The sequence below is a fragment of the Pseudochrobactrum sp. AO18b genome, assembly GCF_000409565.1.
Taxonomy (GTDB): Bacteria; Pseudomonadota; Alphaproteobacteria; order Rhizobiales; family Rhizobiaceae; genus Pseudochrobactrum; species Pseudochrobactrum saccharolyticum.
This window is the reverse complement of the sequence record NZ_ANNO01000112.1, coordinates 1-6895: the sequence shown is the minus strand read 5'-3', so window position 1 is coordinate 6895 and position 6895 is coordinate 1. Positions and strand designations below refer to the sequence as shown.

Sequence of the window (6895 nt, the reverse complement as noted above, 5' to 3'; positions counted from 1 at the left end):
CGATCCATGTCTGATGCAACAACAGTTACCGGCAGCGACAAGGCTGCCGGAACTGTAAAGGCGTCTGCACGGCGCCGTAAAAAACGTGCACAACCGGCCAATTTACGCAAAGGCGGCTGGTTACAGGTTCTGGCGGCGCTGATCTGGCTGCCGCAGGCAGGCCTGATGGCCTATGCGATTAATGAGCTGACCGTCAGTGGGACAGTCAGCAATCTTCTGATTATCGTTGCCGGTATTTTTCTGCTTGGCCTGCTGCGTACCATTTTGCAGGGCACGGGCGAGCGGATTGCCTTTAAAACATCGCGTGCGGCACTGTCTGATCTGCGTGCAAAATCGGTGCAGGCGCTGGCTGACCGCTCCCCGCTGGATCGCAACCGTGCGGCATCGGGTGAGGCGGCAAGCATTCTCGCCGAACAGGCCGAAATGGTAGTGACTTATTGGTCGCGTTACCAGCCGGTGCAGATGAAAGTCATGATTGTTCCGATTGTCTTTCTCATTGCTGTGCTGTGGTATTCATGGGCTGCGGCACTGGTCTTGCTGGTTGCGGCGCCTCTTATTCCGGTTTTCATGGCGCTGATCGGTTATCGCGCCAAAGCCGCCAGTGAAGAACAGCTGGTGGAAATGGGGCAGATGAATGGTTTCCTGCTCGACCGTTTGCGCGGACTGGCAACAATCCGTACATTCCACGCTGTTGATCTGACCGCACAGCGCTTGCGCCATAATGCGGAAACGCTGCGCCACAAAACCATGATCGTGTTGCGCATTGCTTTCCTGTCTTCTGCGGTACTGGAGCTGTTTTCTGCGCTCGGCGTGGCGATGGTTGCGGTTTATATAGGCTTCCACCTCTTGGGCGAGCTGAATTTCGGCGCGTGGGGCGCAACGCTGACATTGGGGCAGGGGCTGTTTATCCTGCTGCTGGCGCCGACATTTTTTGAACCGCTGCGCGAACTCTCTGCCGTCTGGCATGACCGCGCTGCCGGTGAAGCCGCGATTGACGCGCTGGAAAATATCAGTGCAGGCGGTATGAAACTCACCGCGGTTGCTGCGACTGCTATACCGGCTGAAACAGAGAAAAATCATGCTGTTACGCTGCGCGATGTGGATTTCAGCTATGATGCAGATGATGAGACTGATCTGCTCTCCGGCTTTAGCTTACAGATTGCGCAAGGCGAGCATGTTGCGCTCTTAGGACCAAGCGGCAGCGGTAAATCAACACTGCTGGCGATGATGGCCGGTCTGATTGCACCGCGCAGTGGTGATGTTCTGATACATGATACCGTGCTCGATCAGAGCAGTGCTGACACGCTGCGTCAGCAATTCTCATGGATTGGCCAGAAACCGCATATTTTCTCCGGTTCTGTGCGTTCAAATATTACACTCGGCCGTGAAGGTTTTGCCCTGAGCGATGTGCAGGCTGCTCTGAAAACAGCAGCGCTGGATAATGTGGCCTCTGCCGCTGCAGCCAGTGATCTTGGTGAAAACGGCACCGGTCTTTCCGGTGGTGAAGGCCTGCGTCTGGCATTGGCAAGGGCAGCACTGAAATCCGGTGCGGATATTATCTTTGCCGACGAGCCGACTGCCCATCTCGACAGTGAAACCGCGCTCAAGGCAACAGAAGGTCTTCTGGCCATGGCGCAAGGCAAGACATTGATTATTGCCACCCATGATGAAGAACTGGCGCGCAAAATGGGACGCATCATTCGCGTTGACAGGCTGAGCGGTGCGGAAAATCTGCATGTGCAGGAAGACAGCGGTAATGCTGCTGCACCTGTATGCTCAGCACGGAGGGCGGCGGAATGAAGAAACTTGCGGTTTTGAAACCTGTTCTCAAACTGTTTTTCTCGGAAAAGCGCGGCAAATTATGGGCCGGTATGTTGCTCGCTGCTGTGACTGTTTTGTGCGGTATTCTGCTGCTTGGTCTGTCCGGTTGGTTTATCACCGCAACAGCAATTGCCGGTCTCGCAACGGCCACAGCTTTGGCTTTCGACGTATTTGCACCGGCTGCGGGTATTCGTTTGCTGGCTATTTTGCGCACTGCGTCGCGCTATGCGGAGCGTCTGGTTACGCATGATGCAACGCTGGCTGTGCTGGCGGCATTGCGCGAGAAATTGTTCCGCAGCTGGGCTGCACCGCAGGCAGCAAAAGAACTTTTGCGCCGTCCGAGCCGTCTGCTGTTCCGCCTGACAGCGGATATTGATGCACTGGATGCACTTTATCTGCGCGTGCTGGTGCCTGCCGGTGCGGCTTTTGTCACCATGCTGGTGGTTGGTTTTGCTTTCTGGCTGATGGATAGCACTTTCTCGCTGGCAATGGTGGCGGTTTTGGTACTTGCCGGTTTTGGCCTGCCGCTGATTGCAGCACTCTGGGCGATGAAGCCGATGCGCCGCCGTGCCAAAGCTGTTGAAGCCGTGCACGCGCGCAGTATTGATCTGGTCTCCGGCCAGACCGATCTGCTGATGGCGGGACGATTGCAGGCGCAAAGCGCAAGCATATGTGCGGCTGACAAAAGATTGTCCGATGCTGATGATCAGCTCAACCGGATTGAAATTTCGGTCGGTGCCGGTTTTGGTATCGCTACGGCTTTGCTACTCTGTGTTGCTTTGCTCGGCGGTGTCTGGCTTGCAGAGGCTGGCACAATTTCACCTGCTGTTGCTGCCTTTGCGCTGCTGATGGCACTGGGTGCGATGGAACCGTTTGCAGCATTACGCCGTGGTGCCATGGAACTTGGCCGCACGCTGATGGCTGCGCACCGCGTTGGCGACCGTTATGAAACCCAGCCGCATTTCTATGTGCCTGTACAACCGGCCGATCCTCATGAGGCTGTTTATCTGGAACAGATCAATATGCGCTATGAGGACAAGATGCCTCTGGTGCTGCAGGATATCAGTCTGAGCGTGCGCAAGGGTGAAAAACTGGCGATTGTCGGCACAAGCGGCACAGGTAAATCGACGCTCATGGCTTTGCTGGCCGGTGAGGTGACCGCGGATTCCGGTATTATCCGTCATGAGGCAGCAACGTTGCTGACGCAGAAAACCCAGCTGTTTCAGGATAGTCTGGCGGAAAATCTGCGCCTTGCTCAGCCGAAGGCACCGGACGATGATCTGATGCAGGCACTGGAAATGGCCGGCCTGTCAGAAACGGTAGGTGACATGCCGCAGCAGTTGGAAACAATGCTTGGCGAGGGCGGCCTTGGCCTGTCCGGCGGTCAGGCTCGCCGTCTCGCACTGGCGCGTCTGTTTCTGCACAATACTCCGCTCTGGCTGCTGGATGAGCCGACAGAAGGGCTGGATAAAGCCACGGCGCAGGACATTCTGCAGCGGCTGTCACAGGCCACAAGTCAGAATGGTGGCCACGGCAGAACTATGATTATTGCGACGCATCTGCGCCGTGAAGCTGAGATTGCTGACCGTATTGTCGTGATGAGCAATGGTCGCATGACGGCAGAAGCACTGAAAGGAACGCAGGCATTTTCAGATATTCTGAAGACACTGCGTCAGGTTTAACAAGAATACCTGTCCGGAGCCGGACGCGTTAACAGCCATGTCTTTGAAAAGGAAGCCCCGCTTTATGAAGCATGATCTTTTATACATAATCAGAGGGATGATCTGACAAAAACGGATCACATTATCTGATTTTGAAAGCGGTTTTCTCCCAAGCGCCGCTTTCATTCCCACACTGTGAGAACCCTGTAACCGGCCAGTATTACCAGCCGGAACGGATATGCATTTCCTGATGCTATAAATTAGTATAATCTAGAATTGGTCTATTTTAAGCGTGTCCCGAAAAATGCGAAGCGGTTTTCGGACAAGATACGAATAAAAGCAAATAGATAGAGCATATCCGCCCTGCAGGTTTCTCACAGACATTTCCGGCAACAATGCCGGTCATACGGACTGTTTGATATACGCGCATTTTGACCGGAATGCCCCCTATTATCCGGAGAGACGCGTAAAAGCTTTGTTTTCAAGCATAGTTTGCCGGATACCGAATAGTTTCCGGCGCTAAGCTACAACAGGAGCGCCGCGCCCCCGCGGCGGATGATGATGGAACTGGATATTGTTTCACTATCCCGTCTGCAATTTGCAGTCACCGCCATGTACCACTTTTTGTTTGTTCCTTTGACGCTCGGCCTGTCTATTCTGCTGGCGATCATGGAAACGGTCTATGTAATGACCGGCCGCCTGATCTGGCGGCAAATGACAAAATTCTGGGGTACATTGTTTGGTATTAACTTTGTAACCGGTGTTGCCACCGGCGTTGTGATGGAATTCCAGTTCGGTATGAACTGGAGTTATTACAGTCACTATGTCGGGGATATTTTCGGTGCGCCGCTGGCGCTCGAAGGGCTGATGGCTTTCTTTCTGGAAGCGACCTTTATCGGCCTGTTTTTCTTCGGCTGGGATCGCCTGTCCAAAATCGGCCACTTGACCGTGACCTATCTGATGGCGATCGGTTCCAATATTTCCGCTTTGTGGATTCTGGTGGCCAATGGCTGGATGCAAAATCCGGTCGGATCGCGCTTTAACCCTGAAACCATGCGTATGGAAATCACGGACTTCTTTGCCGTTGTTTTCAACCCTGTTGCGCAGGCCAAGGTCGTGCATACGGTTTCTGCCGGTTATGTCACAGCTTCCATTTTCATTCTCGGTGTTTCGGCATGGTATATGATCAAAGGCCGTCATCTGGAACTGGCCAAACGTTCGATGACTGTGGCGGCTTCTTTCGGTCTGGCCGGTGCTTTGTCGGTTGTGGTGCTGGGGGACGAAAGCGGCTATCTGACATCCGACCATCAGAGCATGAAAATGGCTGCGATTGAGGCCATGTGGGACACAGAACCGGCTCCGGCATCCTTCACGCTGATTGGTGTGCCGGATCAGGAAAACCGCGTGACCCATTATGCCATTCACATTCCCTATGTGATGGGGCTGATCGGTACGCGCTCCCTGACCATTGAAATTCCGGGTATTAACCAGCTGGTTTTGCAGGCTCAGGATCGCATCCGTGACGGTATCAAAGCCTATGATGCCTTGCAGACAATCAAAGCGACGCCACGGGGCGAGCAGGCACCGGCAGAAGCCAAACAGGCTTTTGAACAATATGGTGAGCGTCTGGGTTATGGTCTGCTGCTGAAGAAATATGTTGATGATCCGCGCACTGCCACGGATGAGCAGATCGTGGCTGCCGCCAATGATACTGTTCCGGGTGTGCTGCCGCTGTTCATTGCCTTCCGTGTGATGGTGGGCCTGAGCTTCTATTTCCTGTTGCTGACCGGCACCTTCTTTTTCCTGTCTGCACGCAGAAAACTGGACAAACACCGCTGGCTGCTCTGGGTTGCGGTCTTCTCTATTCCTCTGCCTTGGCTGGCTGCAGAAATGGGCTGGCTGGTTGCGGAATTCGGCCGTCAGCCATGGAGTATTGAAGGGGTTCTGCCAACAGCCGTGGCGGTTTCCAATCTCAGCCCCGTAACCGTGCTGATCTCGCTGAGCGGATTTATCCTGATCTATACAGTTCTGTTCATTATTGAGATGGGCGTGATGATCCGTGCGATCCGCAACGGGCCGCAGCCGGATCATGCTCCGGTTTCCGCACCCTTTGAGAAACCTGTTCCCAGTAAACCGGTACAAATCGGGGAGGCAAAATAATGGTTTTGTCCGAACTTCTTGATTATTCAACCTTACGTCTGATCTGGTGGGTATTGCTGGGTGTGCTGCTCATCGGCTTTGCGGCGATGGATGGTTTTGACCTTGGTATTGAAACCATGCTGCCTTTTGTTGCCCGTACTGATCTGGAACGCAGGCTGGTGCTGGAAACCATTGAACCGGTCTGGGAAGGCAATCAGGTCTGGCTCATTCTGGCCGGCGGTGCGATTTTTGCCGCATGGCCGCAGCTTTATGCGGTGTCTTTCTCCGGCTTCTATCTGGCGATGTTCATCATTTTGTTCGCGCTGATCCTGCGACCGGTCGGTTTCAAATACCGCAACAAGCGTGAAAGCGCGCTGTGGCGCAACAATTGGGACCGGGCATTGTTCATCGGTGGTTTTGTGCCGTCACTGATTTTTGGTGTGGCTGTCGGTAATGTGCTGCTCGGCGTGCCGTTCCGTATCAATGACGATATGATGATCTTCTATGAAGGTTCATTCTTTGCCTTGCTTAACCCGTTTGCGCTGCTGGCAGGTCTGATGTCAGTCATCATGCTGGCCATGCATGGTTGTGTGTGGCTCTGTGTCAAAACCACAGGAATTGTGGCTGAACGTGCAAAAAAATACGGTACGCTTCTCGCATTGCTGACAGTGGTCTTTTATGTCGCCGCAGGGCTGTATCTCTGGAAATCCGGTCTGGGTTACCGCATTACCAGTGAGATTGATCCGAACGGTCCGTCTAACCCGCTGTTTAAAACCGCAGTGGTTGAGCAAGGCGCATGGCTTGCCAATTATCTGCGCTATCCGGCTCTGTGGGCTGTGCCTGCCCTCGGCCTGCTGTCGCCTTTCGCGGTGATCCTCTTTTTGTGGGCACGGCGTCCGCTCGTGGCATTGCTGTTCGGTAAATTGTCGATCTTCGGTGTGATTACATCGGTGGGTGTGGCAATGTTCCCGTTCATCCTGCCATCCTCGCTGAATCCGAGTGCCAGCCTGACGGTCTGGGACAGCTCATCCAGCCATCTGACCCTGTTCATCATGCTGATCAGCATCGGCATTATGCTGCCGATCATCATGCTCTATACGAGCTGGGTCTATTATGTGCTGCGCGGAAAAGTGACGGAAAGTGATCTGGAAGAGGGGCATTACTGATGCCCGTTTCCGTCATCATTTCTGTCTCTTATATAATATGAGGTTTTAAATGTGGTATTTCGCCTGGGTTTTAGGACTACCTCTCGCAGCGGCTTTCGCGGTGCTCAA

At 53.9% G+C, this 6895-nt stretch carries 5 protein-coding genes; all 5 read left to right on the top strand.

From position 1 onward, the window contains the following. Window positions 1-6: 6 nt before the first annotated feature. Entirely contained in the window at window positions 7-1800 is a 1794-nt protein-coding gene (gene cydD, locus A918_RS19465; RefSeq protein ID WP_022709953.1) for a thiol reductant ABC exporter subunit CydD, read from the top strand. Next, the gene (cydC, locus tag A918_RS0104795) at window positions 1797-3503 is read left to right on the top strand and encodes a thiol reductant ABC exporter subunit CydC (RefSeq protein ID WP_028233400.1); all 1707 of its coding nucleotides are present in this window, start codon (window positions 1797-1799) and stop codon (window positions 3501-3503) included. The genes cydD and cydC overlap by 4 nt, the downstream gene beginning before the upstream one ends. Before the next feature lie 540 nt (window positions 3504-4043). Then, window positions 4044-5642: a cytochrome ubiquinol oxidase subunit I gene (locus tag A918_RS19460; protein ID WP_033315882.1), complete on the top strand. Its 1599-nt coding sequence runs from the start codon at window positions 4044-4046 to the stop codon at window positions 5640-5642. Further along, entirely contained in the window at window positions 5642-6787 is a 1146-nt protein-coding gene (gene cydB / locus A918_RS0104785) for a cytochrome d ubiquinol oxidase subunit II (protein ID WP_022709950.1), read from the top strand. The genes A918_RS19460 and cydB overlap by 1 nt, the downstream gene beginning before the upstream one ends. Window positions 6788-6836: 49 nt before the next feature. Next, the coding region (cydX, locus tag A918_RS22435; RefSeq protein WP_084664642.1) for a cytochrome bd-I oxidase subunit CydX at window positions 6837-6895 on the top strand (59 nt) is incomplete at its 3' end.

Excerpts from the sequence above, each read along its gene's own strand:
- cydD (WP_022709953.1), top strand. The coding sequence starts at position 7 with ATGTCTGATGCAACAACAGTTACCGGCAGCGACAAGGCTGCCGGAACT.
- cydC (WP_028233400.1), top strand. The coding sequence starts at position 1,797 with ATGAAGAAACTTGCGGTTTTGAAACCTGTTCTCAAACTGTTTTTCTCG.
- A918_RS19460 (WP_033315882.1), top strand. The coding sequence starts at position 4,044 with ATGGAACTGGATATTGTTTCACTATCCCGTCTGCAATTTGCAGTCACC.
- cydB (WP_022709950.1), top strand. The coding sequence starts at position 5,642 with ATGGTTTTGTCCGAACTTCTTGATTATTCAACCTTACGTCTGATCTGG.